At 63.4% G+C, this 21430-nt stretch carries 21 protein-coding genes; 3 read left to right on the forward strand and 18 right to left on the reverse strand.

From position 1 onward, the window contains the following. Positions 1-6 precede the first annotated feature (6 nt). From OU800_RS17285 to OU800_RS17335, 11 genes are all read right to left on the reverse strand, one after another. On the reverse strand, positions 7-999 hold the full coding sequence (locus tag OU800_RS17285; protein ID WP_268178566.1) for a DNA polymerase III subunit delta': 993 nt from the start codon (positions 997-999) through the stop codon (positions 7-9). Further along, on the reverse strand, positions 992-1624 hold the full coding sequence (tmk, locus tag OU800_RS17290; protein ID WP_268178567.1) for a dTMP kinase: 633 nt from the start codon (positions 1622-1624) through the stop codon (positions 992-994). The genes OU800_RS17285 and tmk overlap by 8 nt, the downstream gene beginning before the upstream one ends. A 9-nt stretch (positions 1625-1633) precedes the next feature. Then, on the reverse strand, positions 1634-2686 hold the full coding sequence (gene mltG / locus OU800_RS17295; RefSeq protein ID WP_268178568.1) for an endolytic transglycosylase MltG: 1053 nt from the start codon (positions 2684-2686) through the stop codon (positions 1634-1636). Positions 2687-2689: 3 nt separating this feature from the next. Then, positions 2690-3505: an aminodeoxychorismate lyase gene (gene pabC, locus OU800_RS17300; RefSeq protein WP_268178569.1), complete on the reverse strand. Its 816-nt coding sequence runs from the start codon at positions 3503-3505 to the stop codon at positions 2690-2692. Continuing rightward, the gene (gene fabF / locus OU800_RS17305) at positions 3505-4749 is read right to left on the reverse strand and encodes a beta-ketoacyl-ACP synthase II (RefSeq protein WP_268178570.1); all 1245 of its coding nucleotides are present in this window, start codon (positions 4747-4749) and stop codon (positions 3505-3507) included. The genes pabC and fabF overlap by 1 nt, the downstream gene beginning before the upstream one ends. Before the next feature lie 113 nt (positions 4750-4862). Beyond that, the gene (gene acpP / locus OU800_RS17310; protein ID WP_003245177.1) at positions 4863-5099 is read right to left on the reverse strand and encodes an acyl carrier protein; all 237 of its coding nucleotides are present in this window, start codon (positions 5097-5099) and stop codon (positions 4863-4865) included. A gap of 229 nt (positions 5100-5328) precedes the next feature. Then, a complete protein-coding gene (gene fabG, locus OU800_RS17315; protein WP_003245179.1) occupies positions 5329-6072 on the reverse strand; it encodes a 3-oxoacyl-ACP reductase FabG in 744 nt (247 codons plus the stop codon). Between the two features lie 25 nt (positions 6073-6097). Further along, positions 6098-7036, reverse strand: coding sequence for an ACP S-malonyltransferase (gene fabD / locus OU800_RS17320; RefSeq protein ID WP_268178571.1), 939 nt, complete (start codon positions 7034-7036; stop codon positions 6098-6100). A gap of 126 nt (positions 7037-7162) precedes the next feature. Next, positions 7163-8176, reverse strand: a complete 1014-nt coding sequence (gene plsX, locus OU800_RS17325; RefSeq protein WP_442964713.1) for a phosphate acyltransferase PlsX — start codon at positions 8174-8176, stop codon at positions 7163-7165. 2 nt (positions 8177-8178) lie between these two features. Then, positions 8179-8361 carry a 50S ribosomal protein L32 gene (rpmF, locus tag OU800_RS17330; protein ID WP_268178572.1) on the reverse strand — a complete coding sequence of 61 codons (183 nt, stop codon included), beginning with the start codon at positions 8359-8361 and terminating at the stop codon, positions 8179-8181. A gap of 13 nt (positions 8362-8374) precedes the next feature. Further along, positions 8375-8902: a YceD family protein gene (locus tag OU800_RS17335; protein WP_268178573.1), complete on the reverse strand. Its 528-nt coding sequence runs from the start codon at positions 8900-8902 to the stop codon at positions 8375-8377. A 117-nt stretch (positions 8903-9019) separates the two neighbouring features. On the opposite strand from OU800_RS17335, the gene OU800_RS17340 reads away from it, so the two are divergent. Beyond that, positions 9020-9601 (forward strand): Maf family protein, encoded by a 582-nt coding sequence (locus OU800_RS17340; protein WP_268178574.1) that lies wholly within the window; start codon positions 9020-9022, stop codon positions 9599-9601. 88 nt (positions 9602-9689) lie between these two features. Here OU800_RS17340 and sppA read toward each other — a convergent pair whose 3' ends face one another. From sppA to rluC, 3 genes are read right to left on the reverse strand one after another with little or no spacing between them, the layout of a single operon-like run. Further along, positions 9690-10667: a signal peptide peptidase SppA gene (sppA, locus tag OU800_RS17345; RefSeq protein WP_268178575.1), complete on the reverse strand. Its 978-nt coding sequence runs from the start codon at positions 10665-10667 to the stop codon at positions 9690-9692. Continuing rightward, positions 10657-11352, reverse strand: a complete 696-nt coding sequence (locus OU800_RS17350) for an HAD-IA family hydrolase (protein ID WP_268178576.1) — start codon at positions 11350-11352, stop codon at positions 10657-10659. The genes sppA and OU800_RS17350 overlap by 11 nt, the downstream gene beginning before the upstream one ends. Beyond that, positions 11345-12298 (reverse strand): 23S rRNA pseudouridine(955/2504/2580) synthase RluC, encoded by a 954-nt coding sequence (gene rluC, locus OU800_RS17355; protein WP_268178577.1) that lies wholly within the window; start codon positions 12296-12298, stop codon positions 11345-11347. Before rluC ends, OU800_RS17350 begins: the two co-directional genes overlap by 8 nt. Before the next feature lie 572 nt (positions 12299-12870). Between rluC and rne the strand changes: the two genes are divergently transcribed. After that, entirely contained in the window at positions 12871-15816 is a 2946-nt protein-coding gene (gene rne / locus OU800_RS17360) for a ribonuclease E (protein ID WP_268178578.1), read from the forward strand. A 523-nt stretch (positions 15817-16339) separates the two neighbouring features. Here rne and OU800_RS17365 read toward each other — a convergent pair. Genes OU800_RS17365 through OU800_RS17380 form a run of 4 tightly spaced genes read right to left on the reverse strand, consistent with a single transcriptional unit; the run spans position 16340 to position 19402 of the window. Further along, complete coding sequence (locus OU800_RS17365; protein ID WP_268178579.1) at positions 16340-16543, reverse strand: hypothetical protein; 204 nt, start codon at positions 16541-16543, stop codon at positions 16340-16342. Beyond that, entirely contained in the window at positions 16543-17316 is a 774-nt protein-coding gene (locus OU800_RS17370) for an enoyl-CoA hydratase (protein ID WP_268178580.1), read from the reverse strand. The genes OU800_RS17365 and OU800_RS17370 overlap by 1 nt, the downstream gene beginning before the upstream one ends. 30 nt (positions 17317-17346) lie before the next feature. Then, positions 17347-18282 carry an iron-sulfur-binding ferredoxin reductase gene (locus tag OU800_RS17375; protein WP_268178581.1) on the reverse strand — a complete coding sequence of 312 codons (936 nt, stop codon included), beginning with the start codon at positions 18280-18282 and terminating at the stop codon, positions 17347-17349. After that, positions 18275-19402 (reverse strand): GGDEF domain-containing protein, encoded by a 1128-nt coding sequence (locus OU800_RS17380; protein ID WP_268178583.1) that lies wholly within the window; start codon positions 19400-19402, stop codon positions 18275-18277. Before OU800_RS17380 ends, OU800_RS17375 begins: the two co-directional genes overlap by 8 nt. Before the next feature lie 280 nt (positions 19403-19682). Between OU800_RS17380 and OU800_RS17385 the strand changes: the two genes are divergently transcribed. Beyond that, complete coding sequence (locus tag OU800_RS17385) at positions 19683-21206, forward strand: fumarate hydratase (protein WP_268178584.1); 1524 nt, start codon at positions 19683-19685, stop codon at positions 21204-21206. Positions 21207-21430 lie beyond the last annotated feature (224 nt).

The following is a 21430-nucleotide window of genomic DNA, read 5'->3' on the forward strand; positions in this document are numbered from 1 at the left end:
AGCGGCTCAACCGCGCTCGCTGCTCGGCAATGCTGCCCACTGCACCAGTAGTGCTTCGAGCAGCAACACCGGGTTGAGGTTGGCCTTGCCGATCACCTTCTGCCGTTGCTCCAGCAGCCAGCTCTGCACCGCCAGCACCTTGGGCTGGGGCGTCTTGTCCGCCAGGTATTGCAGCACCTTGCGCATGTCGGCCAGGCCAAGCCCCTCTTCGTCCTGGGTCAACTGATAGCGCAGCATCAGTTGCGCCCAGTCGCAGAACCAGTCGAACAACAGTTTCATCGGCAAGGCCTTCCAGCTTTCCGCTAGCTGGCTCGGCGTCGCCTGCTGTTTGAGCAGTTTCTTCACCCCCTCGACCACCTCTGCTCGCTGCTCGCGCACGCCCTGTTCCTGCAGGCGCAGCGCCATCAACGGCGAGCCGGCGGCCAGGGTCAGCAGTTCGCGACGTTCCTCTTCGCTGGCCTGCGGCAGCGCGCCGGCCAGCCAGGCCAAGCTCTCGCCCGGCCCTGGCAAGGGACAGGCCTGCTGCACGCAGCGACTCTTGATGGTCGGCAACAGACGGCTGGGCTGATGGCTGATCAGCAGCAGCACGGTATTGCCCGAAGGCTCTTCCAGGCTTTTCAGCAGGGCGTTGGCGGCGTTGAGGTTCATCGCCTCGGCCGGTTCCAGCAGCACCACCTTGCGCCCGCCAAGCTGCGCGGTCTGCACCACGAACTCCACCAGCTCACGCACCTGGTCGACCTTGATCGGCTTGTCCGCTTCCTCGGGCTCGAGGACGAAATTGTCCGGGTGGGTGCCCGCCGCCAGCAGGTGGCAGGACTTGCACTGCCCACAGGCATCCAGGCCATTCGGGCTCAGACACAGCAGACGTGCCATCAGGCGCTCGGCCAGGGCACGTTTGCCGATACCGGCCGGGCCGTGCAGCAGGTAGGCGTGGGCATGCTGGGCGCGTCCGGCAAGCTGCTGCCAGAGGCTTGTCTGCCAGGGGTAGATCTCAGCCACGGCAGGCCTCCAGCAGGCTCGGCAGCAGGGCGTCGAGATCGGCCTGTACCTGAGCCAGGCTCTGCCCGGCATCCAGCACGCGGTAACGTTGCGGCGCCTGTGCCGCACGCTGCAGATAGGCCTGGCGAACCGCCTCGAAGAAGCCCCGCCCTTCCTGCTCGAAGCGATCCAGGCGACCACGGGCAGCGGCACGGGCCAGGCCCACTTCCACCGGCAGGTCGAAGATCAACGTCAGATCCGGGCGCAGCTCGCCCTGAACGAACGCCTCGAGCTGGGCAATGCGCTCGATGGGCAGGCCGCGCCCGCCGCCCTGGTAGGCATAGGTAGCATCGGTGAAACGGTCGCACAGCACCACGCTGCCCCTGGCCAGGGCCGGGCGGATGACCTGTTGCAGGTGCTGGGCACGGGCGGCGAACACCAGCAGCAGCTCGGTATCCACGGCCATGGGCTCGTCACTGGGTGCCAGCAGCAGTTCGCGAATGCGCTCGGCCAGGGGCGTGCCACCCGGCTCACGGGTCAGCAGCACCTCCACGCCGCGTTCGCGCAGGCGTTCGGCGAGGTAGTCGCGGTTGGTGCTCTTGCCGGCGCCTTCCGGGCCTTCGAGGGTGATGAACAGACCGGTCACGATAAAACCTTATTGGCTGTCAGCCGCGCGCGGCGCTGGGCTGGAGCGATAGTCGGCTCGACGCTTGAGCTGATATTCGCGCACCGCGCGGTTGTGCTCGTCGAGGGTGTTGGAAAATACGTGGCTGCCGTCACCCTTGGCGACGAAATACAGCGTTTTGCCTTCACGTGGATGCAGCGCCGCGTGGATGGCTTCACGACCGACCATGGCGATCGGCGTTGGCGGCATGCCGTCGATGGTGTAGGTATTGTAGGGCGTCGGCGTCAGCAGATCGGCGCGGGTGATGCGGCCGTTGTAATCCTCGCCCATGCCGTAGATCACCGTCGGGTCGGTCTGCAGGCGCATGCCCAGGCGCAGGCGCCGGATGAATACCCCAGCGATCTCGTCACGCTCCTCGGGGACGCCGGTTTCCTTCTCGATCATCGAGGCCATGATCAGCGCCTCGTAGGAATCGCGGTACGGCAGCCCCTCGGCGCGCTGCTGCCATTCCTCCGCGAGCACGCTTTCGAGCCGGGCATTGGCCTTCTTCAGCAGATCCTCGTCGCTCATGCCGCGCACGTAATGATAGGTATCGGGGAAGAAGCGCCCTTCCGGATGCTGCCCGGCCAGGCCAAGGCGCGTCATCAGCTCGGCATCGTCGAGGCCGACCAGCTTCTGGGTCAGTGCTTCCTGCCTGGCAAGTGCGGCCCGCAACTGGTGGAAGTTCCAGCCCTCCACCAGGGTCAAGCTGTACTGCACCACCTCGCCACGCTGCCACAGACCGAGCATGTCACGCGCCGTGTGTTGCGGCAGCAGGCGGTATTCACCGCTGTGCAGGGACGGCGCCTTGAGGTTGAAGCGCCAATACAGGCGCAGCCAGAAGGCGCCATGGATCACCCCTTCGCTTTCTAGCTGATTGAGCAGCCCGCTGGGGGTGGAGCCAGGTGGCACCTGCAACAGGCGCTCCGCTTCCAGCCCCAGCGGTTGCTCCAGGGCCTCGTGCTGCAACCAGGCGGCGCTGACGACCAGCAGCGCGGCCAACAACAGGCCGCATTGCAGCAGCAGTAATAGCTTGCGTAGCACGGATCAGGATTCCAAGAGACGGCGAACGATGGCCTGCAGTTTACGGGTGAGCGTACCGACCGGCCAGTGCTGCGCCTGCAACGCGCGCACCGGCCAGATGCCGTACAGGCTGTTGCAGAGAAAGACTTCGTCAGCCGCCAGCAGTTCGTCGAAGGCAACATCGCGTAACTCAATAGGCACTCCGAGCACCTGCGCCTGCTCGATGATCTCGGCGCGCATCACCCCTGCCACGCCACAGCGCGACAGTTCGGCGGTAACCAGGGTGCCAGCGCTGACCAGGAACAGATTGCTATAGACGCCCTCGATGACCCGGCCACTGCCGTCACGCATCAGGCCTTCGGCACACTCGGCATCCTGCCACTCGGCACGCGCCAGTACCTGTTCCAGACGATTGAGGTGCTTGAGCCCAGCCAGCAGAGGCTGCTCGGCCAGACGGGTGGAACAAGGAAACAGGCGCACGCCCTGCTCGGCATGGGCAGCGGGATACTGCGGCAAGGGGGCTGCCTGGAGGATACGCAGCGGCTGGCAGGGCTGCGGCGGCGCATAACCACGCTGACCTTCGCCACGGGTGAGGATCAGCTTGGCCACGCCCGTGCCCAGTTGCCCAGCGAAGGCTTGCAGCTCGCCTTCCATTAGCGCCAGGTCGAGGGGAATGGACAGACGCCGGCAGCCTTCGCCCAGACGCGCCACATGCCGTGCCAGCAGCGGGATGCGGCCGCCACGCACGGCGATGGTCTCGAACAGGCCATCACCGTAAGCCAGGCCACGGTCGCGAACCGACAACTGCTCGCCGGGCGCGCCGTTGACCCAGCTCAGCATCAGCCGTGGTACCGACGGAACAGCAGCGAACCGTTGGTGCCGCCGAAGCCGAAGGAGTTAGACAGGGCAATCTCGATCGGCATGGCCTTGGCCTGGTGCGCAACGAAGTCCAGGTCACAGCCTTCGTCCGGCTCGTCCAGGTTGATGGTCGGCGGCGCGACCTGATCGCGCAGCGCCAGCACGCTGAAGATCGCCTCCACCGCGCCCGCCGCACCCAACAAGTGACCGGTCATGGACTTGGTCGAGCTGACCGCCAGCTTGTAGGCGTGATCGCCGAACACGCGCTTGACCGCTTGCGCCTCGGCAAGGTCGCCAGCCGAGGTGGAGGTGCCATGGGCGTTGATGTACTGCACCTGGTCGGCGTTGATGCCGGCATCGCGCAGGGCGTTGGCCATGCAGCGGGCGGCACCGGCGCCATCTTCGGGCGGCGAGGTCATGTGGAAGGCGTCGCCACTCATGCCGAAACCGATCAGCTCGGCATGGATGGTGGCACCACGCGCCTTGGCGTGCTCCAGCTCTTCCAGCACCAGGGCGCCGGCACCATCGGAGAGCACGAAGCCGTCACGCCCCTTGTCCCAGGGACGACTGGCCTTGGTCGGCTCGTCGTTGCGGGTCGACAGTGCGCGGGCTGCGCCGAAGCCGCCCATACCCAGGCCACAGGCCGCCATCTCGGCACCACCGGCAACCATCACGTCAGCCTCGCCATAGGCGATGTTGCGCGCAGCCATGCCGATGCAATGGGTGCCGGTGGTGCACGCCGTGGCGATGGCGTAATTGGGCCCCTGCAGGCCCAGGTGGATCGACAGGAAACCGGAAATCATGTTGATGATCGAGCCTGGCACGAAGAACGGCGAAATGCGCCGCGGCCCCTGCTCATGCAACACCTTGCAGTTGTTCTCGATATTGGTCAGGCCGCCGATACCGGAGCCCATGACCACACCGATACGCTCACGATTGGCATCGGTGATGTCCAGCCCGGAATCGCGCACGGCCTGGAAGGAGGCAGCGAGACCATACTGGATGAACAGGTCGAGCTTGCGGGCTTCCTTGGCGGAAAGGTACGGCTCGACATCGAAATTCTTGACCGACCCACCGAAACGGGTGGAGTAGGCGGACAAATCCATGTGCTCGATCAGGCCAATGCCACTGCGGCCGGCCAAAATGCCCTGCCAGCTGCTCGGCACATCGTTACCCAGTGGCGATAACATGCCCATACCGGTAACCACGACGCGTCTACGCGACACAGCAATCTCCTCTTGTTCTACTACTCAGGCGCACAGGCGCCTTGCACGTAAAGAAAAGCCGCACGCCTGTTGAGGGCTGTGCGGCTTCTGCAGCTCGGGAAGCTGACGGTGACTTATTGCGCGTGGGCAGTCACGTAGTCGATGGCTTCCTGAACGGTGGTGATCTTCTCGGCTTGCTCGTCCGGGATCTCGGTCTCGAATTCTTCTTCGAGAGCCATCACCAGCTCAACGGTGTCAAGAGAGTCGGCACCCAGGTCTTCAACGAAGGAAGCACTGTTGGTCACTTCCTCTTCCTTGACGCCAAGTTGCTCGGCAACGATTTTCTTGACGCGTTCTTCGATGGTGCTCATACCTTGTTTTCACTCCTAATTGGACAAATCCAGGCAGCTGGTAGCGGCCAAGTGTATAGAAAGGGTTTTTAGCATTTCAAGCTGAATGCCGGGGAGCCCCCAGGAACACTTCAACGATCTGTCTATAAACCTGTTGCAGCTTTATAACGGATTTTAGACAGCGACTATGACAGTTTTCTGATGGCTCGCGTCACATTCGAGAGCCTCCGGACGTTCGGAGGCCCCATTATCAGCTCATGTACATACCGCCATTGACCGGAATGGTAGCCCCGGTCACGTAACCTGCACCGTCGGAAGCCAGGAAGCCGACCACCTTGGCGATCTCCTCGGCCTGGCCCAGACGGCCCAGCGGAATCTGCGTCAGCAGCGCATCGCGCTGGCCTTCCGGCAGCTCACGGGTCATATCGGTGTCGATGAAGCCCGGTGCCACCGAGTTGACCGTGATACCGCGCGAACCCACTTCACGTGCCAGGGCGCGGCTGAAGCCTTCCAGCCCCGCCTTGGCCGCAGCGTAGTTGACCTGACCGGCATTGCCCATGGCTCCGACGACGGAACCGATGTTGATGATGCGCCCGAAGCGCGCCTTGGTCATGCCACGCAGCACGGCCTTGGACAGACGGTAGAGGCTGTTCAGGTTGGTATTGATCACGTCGTGCCACTCGTCGTCCTTCATGCGCAGCATCAGGTTGTCACGCGTGATACCAGCGTTATTGACCAGGATCAGCGGTTGGCCAAGATGTTGCTGAATATGTTCGAGCGTGGTGGCCACGGATTCGTCGTTGCTTACGTCGAGCACCAGGCCGGCACCTTCGACACCATTGGCCTTCAGCGTTTCGGCGATACGCTCGGCGCCCGAGGCGCTGGTAGCGGTGCCGATGACGATAGCGCCCTGACGGCCCAATTCCAGGGCGATTGCCTGGCCGATACCACGGCTGGCGCCGGTGACCAGCGCGACCTTACCTTGCAGACTCATGTTCGTTCTCCTTTCCTAAACCGTTTCAAGCCAACGCTGCGCGGGCGGCGGCAAAGGCATCGGGGGTGTCCAGATTATGGGTATTGATGCCTTTGACGCAGCGCTTGTTCAGGCCGCTCAGCACCTTGCCAGGGCCGCACTCCACCAGGTCGGTGACACCCTGTTCGGACAGGCGCACCATGGACTCTACCCAACGTACCGGGCTGTAGAGCTGGGCCAGCAGGTCGGCCTTGAGGGTAGCCAGATCGGACACCACGGCGGCGCTGACGTTCTGCACCAGCGGGATCTGCGGCGCCTGCCAGCTCAGCGCCTCCACCGACTCGGCGAAACGCTCGGCGGCCGGCTTCATCAGGGCGCAGTGCGACGGCACGCTGACCGGCAGCGCCATGGCGCGCTTGGCGCCACGCGCCTTGCACGCCTCGATGGCACGCTCGACGGCAGCCACGCTACCGGCGATCACCACCTGGCCGGGGGCATTGAAATTGACCGCACTGACCACGTCACCTTGCGCGGCGTCGGCGCAGGCAGCCAGCACGTCGGCATCTTCCAGACCGAGGATGGCAGCCATGCCGCCCTGCCCGGCCGGTACAGCCTGCTGCATCAGTTGGCCACGGCGCTCCACCAGCTTCACCGCATCGGCAAAACCGATGCTGCCAGCGGCAACCAGCGCGGAATATTCGCCCAGACTGTGGCCGGCAACGAACGACGGTTGGGCGCCGCCCTCGGCCTGCCACAGGCGCCACAGAGCGATGGAGGCGGTGAGAATGGCCGGCTGGGTCTTGTCGGTCTGGTTCAGTTGCGCTTCCGGGCCTTGCTGGGTCAGCGCCCAGAGGTCATAGCCGAGGGCTTCGGAGGCTTCGCCGAAGGTGTCGAGTACCAGCTTCTGCTGGGCACCGTGATCGGCGAGCATGGCCAGGGCTTGCGAACCCTGACCGGGGAAGACGAATGCGAGGGATGCAGACATGGATAGGTCCCTTGAGTCGAAAAACCAGCGCCAGGCGAGCCTGGCGCAGCAAACTGACAGTTGGATGACAGGCCGCGTGCCGCAGTCACATTCCGCTACGGCCAGCGCTCTGAAAACGTGACGAGTTTACAGCAACATGTCCTCGAGGCGACCATGCAGTCGCTGCGGCAGATTTTCCTGCACCTCGCGCAATGCGCAGCGAATGGCACTCTGAAAACCCTCCTCGCCAGCGGCACCATGGCTCTTGACCACAATGCCCTGCAAACCAAGAAAGCTCGCGCCATTGTGCTGGGCCGGCGCCAGATCATCCTTCAGGCGGCGCAGCAAGGGCATCGCCAGGGCGCCGATGGTCTGGGCGAACAGACCCTCGCTGAACAAGCGCTCGAGCCGCCCGGTGATCATCCGCGCCAGCCCCTCGCTGGACTTGAGCAGGATGTTGCCGACGAAACCGTCGCACACCACCACGTCGGCCTCTCCGCGATACAGGCCATCACCCTCTATGTAACCGATGAAATTCAGCCCCGAGGCCTGGCGCAAAAGGCTGGCAGCCAGCTTGACCTGCTGGTTGCCCTTGATGTCCTCGGTGCCGACGTTGAGCAGCGCTACGCGCGGCTGCTCGATGCCCAGCGTCTCGGCCGCCACCGCGCCCATGATGGCGAACTGATAGAGATGCTCGGCACTGCAATCGACGTTGGCGCCGAGATCCAGCAGGTAGCAATGACCCTGCTCGGTGGGAAGCGGGCTGACCATGGCCGGTCGGTCGATGCCCGGCAGGGTCTTGAGCAGGTAACGCGACAAGGCCATCAGCGCGCCGGTATTGCCGGCGCTGACACAGGCATGGGCGTGGCCCTGACGCACCAGCTCCAGCGCCACACGCATCGAGGCATCGGGCTTGCCGCGTAGGGCTTGGGCCGGGCGCTCGTTCGCGGTAATCACTTCGCTGGCGTGATGAATCTGCAGGCGCGCGCGGTCGACATCGCCGGACTGGCGTTCGAGCTGCTCTTCGATGAGGGAGGCTTGACCGACGAGGGTCAGGTGCAGCGAGGGACATTCGGCCAGCGCGGAAATGCAGGCCGGAACAATGCAGTGGGGACCGAAGTCCCCACCCATTGCATCAATCGCGATGATCGAGGCGGACAAGATTACTCGTCAGCGCCCTTGTCGATCACCTTGCGACCACGGTACACGCCTTCCGGAGAAACGTGGTGGCGCAGGTGAACTTCACCGGTGCTCTTCTCTACGGACAGGGTGTTCGCGTCGAGCGCATCGTGGGAACGACGCATATCGCGGGCGGAACGGGATTTTTTGTTCTGCTGAACAGCCATAACTCATCAACTCCTAAACGTTTGGGTCACGCTTTAACTGCGCCAATACACTGAACGGGTTGGACCGCGATACCTCGTCCTCGCCTGGCTCGGGCTCATCGAGACCGGCCGGCTGCTGGCATTCACCTGGGGCATGAGCGGGAACGATCGGCAAAGCAAGGAGCAGTTCATCCTCGACCAGACCAAGCAGCTCCAGCGGCTCTTCACCCACTTCCAGCACGTCGTAGCCCTTCGGCAAGGACTGAGTGTTCGCTCCAACCCGAACCACTGCGTATTCACATTCGCTGCGGATGGGTAGCGCGACCAGCTCCAGACAACGCTGGCAGACCATTTTGACCTCGACCTCGAGCTCACTGCGAATCACCACAGTTTTCTGCTCATCACGTGCGAAATGAAATTTCGCCTGCACTCTACCTGCCGTATCGGCAAGCGGGTCGCAGAGACGCTCCAGGCTGGCCAGTTCGAGCTGCCCTTCGAGGGTAGCTTCGCGGTCGGCGAGCTTGCGCGGATCAACGTGAGGTGGAATCGGCCCATTCAACATAGGCGCAGCATTCTAGGGATGCACCCTGCCCGTGTCAAAGGAAATTCGGCCTGTTTTAAGGCTCCGGCGATCAGTAGAATTTCCCGCCCGCCTATATGCATATATAAGGAAGAGAACATGCCCGCGCTGCTGCTCGCCTCCAGTTCGCCCTACCGCCGCGAGTTGCTCGGTCGCCTGCAACTGCCCTTCACCTGGCAGTCACCGAGCATCGATGAAAGCCGGCGAGAAGGCGAAGCAGCCGTAGACCTGGTCAAACGTCTGGCGGAAGAAAAGGCCCGCGCCCTCGCCGCCAGCCATCCCGATCACCTGATCATCGGCTCGGATCAGGTCGCCGTGCTCGGCAGCGGCGAGATTCTCGGCAAGCCCCACGACCTGCCGCGAGCCCAGGCGCAACTGCGCGCCGCCAGCGGCAGCAGTGTCACCTTCCTCACCGGCCTGGCCCTGCTCGACAGCACCAGCGGCAACTGCCAGGTAGACTGCGTGCCCTTTACCGTACTCTTTCGTGAGCTGAGCGACGAACGGATTCTGCGCTACCTGCAGCGCGAACAACCCTTCGATTGCGCCGGCAGCTTCAAGTCCGAAGGCCTGGGCATCAGCCTGTTCCGCAGCACCGAAGGCGAAGACGCCACCAGCCTGATCGGCCTACCACTGATCCGCCTGGTAGACATGCTGCTGAAGGCTGGTATGGAGGTTCCCTGACAATAGCGGCAAGCTTCAAGCGACAAGCCTCAAGTCGAAGCAAAAGTAACTGCGCTTGAAGCTTGAAGCTTGAAGCTTGCCGCTGCCTTTATCGCAGCGTCGGCCCCTGAAAGCCCATCCACAGCGCGATACGGTCGGCAACACTGGCGCCCAGACGCTTGGCGAAGCGGTCGAACGGCGTGTCACGCTGCGTGAAGTCGACCATTTCCTTCTCGCCGATCACTTCACGCGCCACGTAACTGGCACTGCCCAGAGCATCCACCAGGCCGAGCTGCAGCGCCTGCTCGCCCGACCAGACCAGGCCGGAGAACAGCTCCGGATGCCCCTCCACCTTGAGCCGGTCGCCACGCCCTTTCTTCACGCTGTCGATGAACTGCTGATGGGTGGTGTCCAGCACGGTTTTCCAGAAGCGCGTTTCCTCCTCCTTCTGCGGCTGGAAGGGATCGAGAAAGGCCTTGTGCTCGCCCGAGGTGTAGACGCGGCGCTCGACGCCCAGCTTCTCCATGGTGCCGACAAAGCCGAAGCTGGCCGCCGTGACACCGATGGAACCGACCAGGCTGGCCTTGTCGGCGTAGATCTCGTCGGCCGCGCTGGCAATGTAGTAGGCGCCGGAAGCACCCAGGTCGCTGATCACAGCATAAAGCTTGATCTGCGGATACTCGCCACGCAGACGACGGATCTCGTCATAGATATAGCCGGACTGCACCGGACTGCCGCCTGGGCTGTTGATGCGCAGGATCACACCCTTGGTGTTGGGATCCTCGAAGGCGTCGCGCAAGCTGCCGATCACCTTGTCGGCACTGGCCTCCTCGCGGTCGGCGATCATGCCGCGAATCTCGATCAGCGCAGTGTGCGACCCGGTCGTGGTCACCTTGCTCTGGTACAAGGTCGACAGGAACAACCCCAGCGCTACAAAAAGGTAAATGAAGGTCAGCAGCTTGAAGAAAATGCCCCAACGCCGCGAGCGACGCTGCTCCTGCACACCAAGCAGCAGAACCTTCTCCAGCAGCTTCCAGCTCTTGGCATCCTCACCATCCGACGACGATGACTTCCACTCATCCGACATCTTCACTCACCTCCATAGAAGGCTGCACATGCCGACCTTGCAGCCAGGCACGCAGCTCGTTGAACTCATTGATCGCCAGACATGGCGCACATTCACGCAGCACCGACAACGGCTGTGCCCCGAAACCCACCGCCACCGCATCCATGCCGGCATTGCGCGCCATCAGCAGGTCGAAGGTCGAATCCCCCACCATCAGCGCCTGCTCCGGCTGCACCCGGCAATGCGCAAGAATTTCGTGCAGCATCAGCGGATCAGGCTTGCTCGCCGTCTCGTCAGCGCAGCGGGTAATGTCGAAATAATCCAGCCAGCCCTTGTCCGCCAGCACCCGATTCAGACCATTGCGCCCCTTGCCGGTCGCCACCGCCAGACGATAGCCCTGCTCACGGAAGACCTCGAGCGACTCCTCCACACCCACAAACAACGGCGAAGGCTCGGTTTCCAGCGCCAGGTACTGCTCGCTGTAGGCACGCCGGATGGTTTCGATACGCAACGGCTCGTCGAGTTCCGGATAGAGGGTACGGATTGCTACCCCCAACTCCAGCCCGATGATGCCACGCACCGCGACATCACTGCAGCGCGGCACGCCAGCCGTGTCGGCAGCGCGATGCATAGCCTCGACGATACGGCCGATGGAGTCCACCAGCGTACCGTCCCAGTCGAAGATCAGCAGTCGATAGTCAGGCACTCAGACGCTCCAGGGTCTTGGCCCACATTTCGTCCACGGGCGCTTCCAGCTTGAGCACCCCGCCCTCGGGCAACGGCACGTGCAGCTCGTAGGCATGCAGGAACAGACGCTTGCCACCCAGCTCGCGAATCTCACGGGTGAAGTCATCGTCGCCATACTTGGAGTCGCCAGCGATGGAGTGCCCAGCATGCTTGGCGTGCACGCGAATCTGATGGGTACGCCCGGTCACTGGCTTGGCCTCGACCAGGGTGGCGAAATCGCCGAAGCGGCGCAGCACGCGAAACAACGTCAGCGCCTCCTTGCCCTCGTCATCGACCTCGACCATACGCTCACCAGAGCGCAGATTGCTCTTCTGCAGCGGCGCATTGACCTGCTTCCTGGCCGTCGCCCAGTGGCCACGCACCAGCGCCATGTAGCGCTTGTCGACGCCATCGCCACGCAACTGCTCATGCAGATGACGCAGCATGCTGCGCTTCTTGGCAATCATCAGCAGACCGGAGGTATCACGATCCAGACGGTGCACCAGCTCCAGATCCTTGGCCTCAGGGCGCAACTGACGGAAGGCCTCGATCACCCCGTAGTTAAGGCCGCTGCCACCATGCACGGCGATGCCAGCGGGCTTGTTGAGCACGATCAGCGCCTTGTCCTCGTAGACGATGGCCGCTTCCAGGCGCTCGAGCAGCCCCTGCGCCAGCGGTTCGGGCTCGTCGCGCTCGGGCAGACGCAACGGCGGCACCCGTACCACATCGCCGGCCTGCAGCTTGTATTCGGGCTTGATGCGCCCCTTGTTCACACGCACCTCACCTTTGCGCAGGATGCGGTAGATCAGCGTCTTGGGCACGCCCTTGAGCTGAGTCCGGAGGAAGTTGTCGATGCGTTGGCCGGCAAGTTCCGGTGCAACCTCGATCAGCTGGACGCCGGAGGTTGGAGAGGCAGGAGTAGTCATCGCGCAATCATAACAATTTTTTATGGAATTGAAGCACTTAATCATTACTGCTATAGTCGCGAACGCCGCCAAAAGCGGCCTGGCTTGCGGATGATCGCCAAACTTGCCATCCCCTGCCCGCGCAATCCTTTCGGGACGTGAGGCCGTCCGACGGATTCCTCGGTTTAGAACGGCCAAAAAGGCTGCGAAGAATTCGGAAATAAAGCCTTGAGTATGATGCGCGACTCGCCCGCCGGGCGGTCGTGATAATGACAACCGCTGCGGAATCCGCGCGGCACCCGATTTTCAGCGATACGTGTAGGGTGGAGATGTACAACAGCAGGCCTGCGTAGCCTCTGGCTTGATCAAAGACGCCTTATCTCGTCCGCGACCTGCAGTTGATTCCTCCTCCTGATTGAGTGCTTTCTGTCACCACAGCAAGCAGGAGACGTCCGTCGCGACCGCAGCCTCTGATGGCGCCGTCGCTCGACAGGGGAACGATTTACGACCGTTTCTGACGCGCCTGACACCGACCCTGAGAGTCGTGTGTGCCTAACGTGGCTTCCGCTAGCCCCGGAACCCATTGGTACCACATGAAAAGAATGCTCATTAACGCAACTCAGCCCGAAGAGTTGCGTGTTGCCCTGGTAGATGGCCAAAAACTCTACGACCTGGACATCGAGTCCGGTGCCCGCGAACAGAAGAAGGCCAATATCTACAAAGGCCGCATCACCCGCGTAGAACCCAGCCTCGAAGCCGCCTTCGTCGATTTCGGCTCCGAACGCCACGGCTTCCTCCCCCTCAAAGAAATCTCCCGCGAATACTTCTCCAAGGCCCCCGAAGGCGGCCGCGTCAACATCAAGGACGTGCTCAAGGAAGGCCAGGAAGTCATCGTCCAGGTCGAGAAGGAAGAACGCGGCAACAAGGGCGCAGCCCTGACCACCTTCATCAGCCTGGCCGGTCGTTACCTGGTGCTGATGCCCAACAACCCCCGTGCCGGTGGCATCAGCCGCCGCATCGAAGGCGAAGAGCGCAACGAACTGCGCGAGGCACTCAATGGCCTCAACGCTCCGGCCGACATGGGCCTGATCGTGCGCACCGCCGGCCTGGGTCGCTCCAGCGAAGAAATGCAGTGGGACCTCGACTACCTGCTGCAATTGTGGAGCGCCATCAAGGAAGCTTCCACCAGCCGCCCTGCCCCGTTCCTGATCTACCAGGAATCCAATGTCATCATCCGTGCCATCCGCGACTACCTGCGCCAGGACATCGGCGAAGTGCTGGTCGACAGCGTCGAAGCCCAGGAAGAAGCCCTGTCCTTCATCCAGCAGGTGATGCCGCAGTACGCCAGCAAGATCAAGCTGTACGAAGACAGCGTGCCGCTGTTCAACCGTTTCCAGATCGAAAGCCAGATCGAAACCGCCTTCCAACGTGAAGTGAAGCTGCCCTCCGGTGGCTCCATCGTCATCGATCCGACCGAGGCCCTGGTTTCCATCGACATCAACTCGGCGCGCGCCACCAAGGGCAGCGACATCGAGGAAACCGCGCTGCAGACCAACCTGGAAGCAGCCGAAGAAATCGCCCGCCAGCTGCGCCTGCGCGACATCGGCGGCCTGATCGTCATCGACTTCATCGACATGACTCCGGCGAAGAACCAGCGCGCCGTGGAAGAGAAGGTGCGTGAAGCCCTGGAAGCCGACCGCGCCCGCGTGCAGGTCGGCCGTATTTCGCGTTTCGGCCTGCTGGAAATGTCCCGTCAGCGCCTGCGTCCGTCTCTGGGCGAGACCAGCGGCATCGTCTGCCCGCGTTGCAACGGCCAGGGCATCATCCGTGACGTAGAATCCCTGTCGCTGGCCATCCTGCGCCTGATCGAAGAAGAAGCGCTGAAGGATCGCACCGCCGAAGTCCGCGCTCAGGTACCGATCCCGGTCGCCGCCTTCCTGCTCAACGAGAAGCGCAACTCGATCACCAAGATCGAACTGCGTACCCGTGCACGCATCGTCATCCTGCCCAACGATCACCTGGAAACCCCGCACTTCGAGGTGCAGCGTCTGCGTGACGACAACCCCGAAGCGCTGAGCGGCCAGACCAGCTACGAAATCGCCGCCACCACCGAAGCCGAAGACGCCGCTGCCCAACCGGCCACCGCGACCCGCACCCTGGTTCGCCAGGAAGCCGCGATCAAGGCCGCGCCGCGCAGCAGCGCACCGGTCGCCGCCGAGCCGCAACCGGCTCCGCTGGCGCCGACCAAGGCGCCTGAGCCGAGCCTGTTCAAGGGCCTGGTCAAGTCGCTGGTCAGCCTCTTCGCCGGCAAGGAAGAAGAAGCCCAGCCGGCTGTGGTAGAGAAAAAGAGCAGCGAGCGCCCGCCGCGCGAAGAGCGCCGCAACGGCCGTCAGCAGAGCCGTAACCGTGGCGGTCGTCGCGACGAAGAGCGCAAGCCCCGCGAAGAGCGCGGCGCGCGTGAGGAACGTGCTCCGCGCGAAGAGCGTCAGCCTCGCGAGGAGCGCCAGCCACGCGAAGAGCGTCAGCCGCGCGAAGGCCAGGAAAACCGTCGTGAGCGTCGCCCTCGCGAGGAGCGCGCACCGCGTGAAGAGCGCGTGCGCGAACTGCGCGAGCCGCTGGACAACAACGCCGCCGAATCGCGCAAGGAAGAACAACGCACCGAACGTCAGCCACGCGCCGAACGCCAGGAGCGTCAGCGTCCGCCACGCGAAGAGCGCCAGCCACGCCCGGAACAGGCCGAGGCCCTGCAGGACGAAGCGCTGCCGAACGACGAGCAACAAGGCGATGACGAGCAGGAGGGGGGGAACGAGAACGAGCGCCCACGTCGCCGCTCCCGTGGCCAGCGTCGCCGCAGCAACCGTCGCGAACGTCAGCGTGATGCTGACGGTAATCTGATCGAAAGCGCCGAGAACAGCGAGGCAGCCGGTAACAACGAAGCACAGACGGTCACTCCGGCAGCCACTGCCGCAGCCGCTGCCGTGGTTGCCGAAAGCGTCGACAGCAGCGAAAACGTGGCCAGCGAGGCTCCTGCGAGCGACGCTCCGGTTACTCAGGCCGAAGCCCCAGCAGCAGAACCCACAGCCATGCCGAGCGAAGCGGTCGAAGCCCCGGTGAGCGAGGCGTCTGCTGCCGAGGCCGAGCCTGTCATCGCCAGCGAAGCACCTGCCGAGGTTGAAGCGCCTGCCGAGCCTGAAACGCCGTCCGCCGAACCGCTCGCTCCAGCAGAGCCGGTGGTCGAGGCCGCTCAGGAGCCGGCTCCAGCTCCGGCGCCGGTCGAAGAGGCTGCTCCGGCTCCTGCGCCGGTTCCAGCCAACGCCACCGGCCGTGCCCCGAACGACCCACGAGAAGTGCGTCGTCGCCAGCGCGAAGCCGAGCGCCTGGCTCGTGAGGCCGCCCAGGCCGAGCAGAACGCTCCGGCACAGGAGGCTGCAGCCGAACCCGCTGCCAGCCAAGAGCCTGCCGAGCAGGCAAGCGAGCAGCCCAGTGAAGCCGTGGTGAACGACGAAGCGAAGCCGGAGGACATCAAGCACAACGCTTGATGGCCGCGCTTGCAACGCAAAAGGGGATGCTTCGGCATCCCCTTTTTCATGGGCAAAAAAAGGGGCGGGAAAAACCCGCCCACTTTTTGTCCCTAGTCCCTCTATTTCCCAACTCATCGTCCTGATGAATCGCTTCGTGCGATATTCCTGGCCATCTTCCTGACGACCTGTGCTTTTCCCTAAGCACGGGCTCGATATTACTCGCGCCCGTTTCGCGCTCAACCCCATACAAATCACCGGCATGTCATTTCGGCAAACAGAGCGTTTATAAAAACTCCCTTAGTATCAATCGCTTGAAAATTTCACACAGACAAATCGGAAAGAATCAGAGCCCGTTTGCCCTGAAGACTGACGCCTCATGTAAGCGATGACTGACAAGCAGCATCGAAGATCTGCTGCTCGACCGCCTGAACCTCTCAACAAGAAAGCTCTTCGGGCGATGTGACAAACGGCCGGTTTTGCGCTTCGCTCGCGATGCTTGCCAACCAGTCCAGCGCAGGCACGCCAGGAGTGCGTGCAGCGCTCAGGAATGCAGGAAAAAAGGAATGGCGACCAACAGGGTACCGGCCATCACCAGCCAGAGCGTGCTGCTCATCAGGTAGGGAGCGCCCATCAGGCCCATCCCACAGAGGAAAGGAATGGGCTTGCGCTGACGCCGCCCGTAGATGACGAAGCCCAGGCCGATGCTACCGAACAGCAGGCCCCAGAGCAGAGCTGCGCTGTCCATCAGGCGAACCTCGAAAAATCTGGCTTTCTGCGCTGCATGAACGCCGACAACGCCTCGACGGCCTCCGGCGAGCGCAGCCGCTGACTGAACAGAGCGCCCTCCTCTTCGATCACCCGGCGCAGGGCCTCACGATCCGGTGCTCGCATCAGGCGCTTGCTGTCGGCGACTGCCGAGGGCGCTAGCTCGAGAAAGCGCAACGCCATCTCACGGGCCTTGGCCAGCGTGGCAGGGCCATCGTCGAGTGCCTGATTGGCGATGCCCCAGGCGGCAGCCTGCTCGCCGCTGAAGCTCTGGCCGAGCAACAGCAGCTCGGCGGCCCGCGCATGCCCCAGCAGGCGTGGCAGGATCAGACTGGAGCCGTATTCGGGGCACAGCCCGAGGTTGACGAAAGGCATCTTCAATTGCGCGTCGCGGCTGACGTAGACCAGGTCGCAGTGCAGCAGCAAGGTGGTGCCGATCCCCACCGCCGGCCCGGCAACGGCTGCCACCACCGGCTTGGGAAAATCGAACAGAGCCCGCATGAACTGGAACACTTCGCTGTTCAGGCCGGAAGGTGGCGCCTGCAGGAAGTCGGCGACATCGTTGCCGCTGGTAAAGCAGTGCTCGTCTCCGCTCAACAGCACCACGCGTACTGCCGCGTCGCGGGCCGCCTCGTCCAGCACTTCGGCCATACCGGCGTACATGGCTCGGGTCAGCGCATTCTTCTTGTCCGGACGCTGCATGCGCAGGGTCAACAGGCCAGCGTCGCGTTCGATATGCAGATGTTCACTCATGCAATGCTCCGAAGCCGTAGGCACCTGGGTCTACGCGTGGGTGAGAAAGGCGTCGGCAAACATCTGGCCGCGCGGCAAACCCGCCATGTACAGGCGCCGCGCAAAGCTGTCGAGTGCCTTGGGTTGGCCGCAGAGTAAGGCGAGGGTCTGCCGCGAAACAAGGCGCAGTTCGGCCAAAGCAGCCGGCAACTGCGCCGCCGTGATCAGCTCGACCTGCAGGTTGGCATGCGCCTCGGCCAGTGCTTCGAGCTCGCTGGCCAAATAATGCTCGGCCGGTTCGTGCGCCAGATGCAACAGGCGGATGGCGCCCCGATGTTCCTGGCGCAGCGCCTCACGCAATACGCCATAAAGAGGCGCCAGGCCGGTGCCGGCGGCCAGCAGCCAGAGCGGCCGCGTCTGCCAGTCCGCGTCATACTGCAAGGCGCCGCCACGCAGCTCGCCCAGACGCAGACTGTCGCCCACCTGCAAGCTGCGCGCGGCATCGCAGAAGGCCCCTGGCTGACGACAATCGATATGGAACTCCAACCAGTCATCCTCACCGGGCAGGCTCGCCAGCGAGTAAGGGCGAGCCACATCGCCATGCCAGAGCAGCAGATGTTGCCCGGCGCGATAGCGTAGCGGCCTGGCCGGCTGCAAACGCAGGCGCAATACCTGCGGGCTGGGCCAGTCCACTGCCATGACCTTGGCCGCCAGGCCATCGCGCTGCGGGTCGAAGGGCTCGACGCTCAGATCACCGACCACCTGACACTGACAGGCCAGGCGCCAACCTTCGGCACGCTTGTCTGTCGCCAAGGCCTCGGGCTGGCGATCATGCGCCTCACCCTCGACGCAGCGCACCAGGCAAGCATGGCAACTACCGGCGCGACAGCTATGCGGCACATTGATACCGTTACCCAGCAAGGCATCGAGCAGATTGCTCTGTGCGGCCACCTGAAATCGCCGCTGGCCGACCCGCAACTCAGGCATCGGCCTGTTCCCAGGTGGCCTCGCAGCGGTTACGTCCGCTGCGCTTGGCGTGATACAGGGCCTGATCGGCGCGGTGCAGGGCTTCGTCGAGGTCATCCCCGGCATTGAGCAGGGTCATGCCCATGGACAGGCTGAGCTCCCCCACCTTGACGCCTACCGGCTCGGCCTTGGAGAAGGCCTCACGCAGGCGCTCGCAGCAGGCCGAGAACTGGTCGGCGTCGGTATTGGGCAACAACAGCACGAACTCCTCACCGCCATAACGGGCGATCACGTCACCGTCACGCAGGCAGGAGCGCGCGACCGAAGCGAAGGTCTGCAACACGCGATCTCCAGCGGCATGACCGTATTTGTCATTGATGCGCTTGAAATGATCGAGATCGATCAAGGCCAGACCATGCTGCCGTTCCACCTGCATATGTTGCAACTCGCGACTGGCCATGCGCAGGAAATGACGGCGATTGAACAAGCCGGTCAACTCATCGGTCGCGACCAGATCCTCGAGCTGGCGCATCATCCCACGCAAGGTGTCCTGATGCGCCTGCAGGGCGAAACGACGCTGACGCATGCGTTGGCGCATGGCCTGCATGTAACCGGAAAACAGGCACAGCCAGACCAGCAATACGAACAGGATCGACACCTGCAGCCAACTCAGCCCCGGATCGCTCAGGCGCATGCGATAGGCCTCGACCAGTACCATCGTGGCAAACCCCAGGAAGGCGAATACAGCACAGCGCACGAACACGCGCGGCGTTAGCTGGAAGACACCGAACAGCAGGATCAATACGTAGAAGACCAACAGACTGCCGCGTGCGCTATCGAAGCAGGCCTGCACCAGCGGTTGCCACGCCAGCGCCACCAGCACCTGCGCCTCGGTGAGGCTGGGATCCTCGAAACGCAGGTTCTGCCCCGAGAGGAACAAGGCCAGGAACACCAACTGACTGGCGAAAACCCCGAGCGTCAACCATGCCGCACTGCTGACGGAGCCCACGAACAGATCGTTGAGCACAGCGAGCCAGCAAACGAGCGCCATCATCACATAGGTCGTGAATGCCATAGCGAAGCGTTTGAGCAGAAGATTTTGCAGGCTGCTTTGCGTGGCTCGTCGTCTGGTTGAGCTCATGGGCTCCGCCCCATACTGGCATCGTGCCTTACTCTACAGATGTGCCCGACAAAAGCCTAGGGAAGCGATAAGCAGGCGTTACGATCCCCAGCGGCTGTGCCCGTTACAGCGGGTGCGTTATACTGCCGCGCCTTTTTCGGCCCCACTTCGAGCATCAGGGCGACACGGCGCGACTGCAGCGTCGGCCCGCCCGGGTAATTGCTGAGGGTGCCCTTTTGCCGTTGCGCCGAGTCACGACTCGGCGCTTGCCTACCGATGTTCCCAGCCAGAGGAGCGCCCCATGACCGTGATCAAGCAGGACGACCTGATTCAGAGCGTCGCCGACGCCCTGCAGTTCATCTCCTATTACCACCCCGTCGACTTCATCCAGGCCATGCACGAGGCCTACCTGAAGGAAGAGTCGCCGGCCGCCAAGGACGCCATGGCGCAGATCCTGATCAACTCGCGCATGTGCGCCACCGGCCACCGCCCGATCTGCCAGGACACCGGTATCGTCACCGTGTTCGTCAAGGTGGGCATGGACGTGCGCTGGGACGGCGCCACCATGAGCGTCGACGACATGATCAACGAGGGCGTGCGCCGCGCCTACAACCTGCCGGAAAACGTGCTGCGCGCCTCGATCCTGGCCGACCCGGCAGGCGCGCGCAAGAACACCAAGGACAACACCCCGGCAGTGATTCACTACTCCATCGTCCCCGGTGACAAGGTGGAAGTGGACGTTGCAGCCAAAGGCGGCGGCTCCGAGAACAAGTCGAAGATGGCCATGCTCAACCCGTCCGACTCCATCGTCGACTGGGTGCTCAAGACCGTGCCGACCATGGGCGCCGGCTGGTGCCCGCCGGGCATGCTCGGCATCGGCATCGGCGGCACCGCCGAGAAGGCTGCGGTGATGGCCAAGGAAGTGCTGATGGAGCACATCGACATCCACGAGCTGAAGGCCCGCGGCCCGCAGAACCGCATCGAGGAACTGCGCCTGGAGCTGTTCGACAAGGTCAACCAACTGGGCATCGGCGCCCAGGGCCTGGGTGGCCTGACCACCGTGCTCGACGTCAAGATCATGGACTACCCGACCCACGCCGCCAGCCTGCCTGTGTGCATGATCCCCAACTGCGCCGCCACCCGTCACGCCCACTTCGTGCTCGACGGCTCCGGCCCCGCTTCGCTGGAGGCACCGGATCTGGACGCCTACCCGGAAATCGTCTGGGAAGCCGGCCCGAGCGCGCGCCGCGTCAACCTCGACAGCATCACCCCGGAAGAGGTGCAGAGCTGGAAGCCGGGCGAGACCATCCTGCTCAACGGCAAGATGCTCACCGGCCGCGACGCCGCGCACAAGCGCATGGTCGACATGCTGAACAAGGGCGAGCAGTTGCCGGTAGACCTGAAAGGTCGCTTCATCTATTACGTCGGCCCGGTCGATCCGGTGGGTGACGAAGTGGTAGGCCCAGCCGGCCCCACCACCGCCACCCGTATGGACAAGTTCACCCGCCAGATCCTGGAAAGCACCGGCCTGCTGGGCATGATCGGCAAGTCCGAGCGCGGCCCCATCGCCATCGAGGCGATCAAGGACAACAAGGCCGTGTACCTGATGGCCGTGGGCGGCGCCGCCTATCTGGTGGCCCAGGCGATCAAGGCCTCGAAGACCGTCGCCTTCCCCGAGCTGGGCATGGAGGCAATCTACGAGTTCGAGGTCAAGGACATGCCGGTGACCGTCGCGGTCGACACCAACGGAGAGTCGGTGCACAACACCGGCCCGGCGATCTGGAGCAAGAAGATCGCCGACAGCCTGGCGGTCGAGATCAAGTAAGCCTCACAGCGCTACCCCACGAACCCGGCCCAGTGCCGGGTTCGTCGTTTCTGGCAGGCATGCCCGCCCGTCATGCCCGCCCCGCTCCCCGTGACAGCCTGCCACCAAAATGCCATTATCTGCATCTAGAGTGTCCATTACGTGCGATCTCGCTGCATGAGGTCATGGGTTTCAGCAGTCGAGATCATGAAAACACTGCAGATCACCAGCCGATCTCAGGCCCA

It is taken from the genome of Pseudomonas sp. GOM7, assembly GCF_026723825.1.
GTDB lineage: Bacteria > Pseudomonadota > Gammaproteobacteria > Pseudomonadales > Pseudomonadaceae > Aquipseudomonas.